A 559-nucleotide genomic window follows, 5' to 3' on the forward strand; every position below is an offset into this window, starting at 1 on the left:
TCAGCGGCTGATGCAACAGCTGGGGCTGAAATCCAGAGTTCGGGTGAAGCGATACCGCTCCTACCGAGGCCCCGTGGGCAAGAAAGCACCGAATCTACTGGCCCGGGACTTCCGGGCCACCAAGCCCAACACGAAGTGGGCGACGGACGTCACTGAGTTCAAGGTGCAAGGGCGCAAGCTGTACCTGTCGCCGGTGATGGACCTGTTCAACGGTGAAATCCTGGCCTATGAACTCCGTGACCGGCCGGTGCTTCCCATGGTCACGGAGATGCTGAAAAAGGCCTTCAGGCGACTCAAGCAAGGAACCAGTCCAGTGGTACACTCGGATCAAGGCTGGCATTACCAGCATCCGGAGTATTGCCGGATGCTCGAGGAGAAGGGGCTAACTCAAAGCATGTCTCGCAAGGGCAATTGCCTGGACAACGCGGCTATGGAGAGCTTCTTCGGTACATTGAAATCCGAGTTCTATTACTTGAACCGGTTCGATAGCGTTGAGCAATTACGACACGGTATTGAGCAGTACATTGACTACTATAACCACCACCGGATCCGGCTGACA

The 559-nt window shown here is 55.8% G+C and carries 1 protein-coding gene; it reads left to right on the forward strand.

The window, feature by feature from the left end; translation table 11 throughout:
• On the forward strand, window positions 1–559 hold a 559-nt coding region (locus tag H3Z84_RS07955; RefSeq protein ID WP_199457093.1), incomplete at both ends, for an IS3 family transposase.

This window comes from Marinobacter sp. bablab_jr003 (genome assembly GCF_016464245.1).
Classification (GTDB): Bacteria; Pseudomonadota; Gammaproteobacteria; order Pseudomonadales; family Oleiphilaceae; genus Marinobacter; species Marinobacter vinifirmus.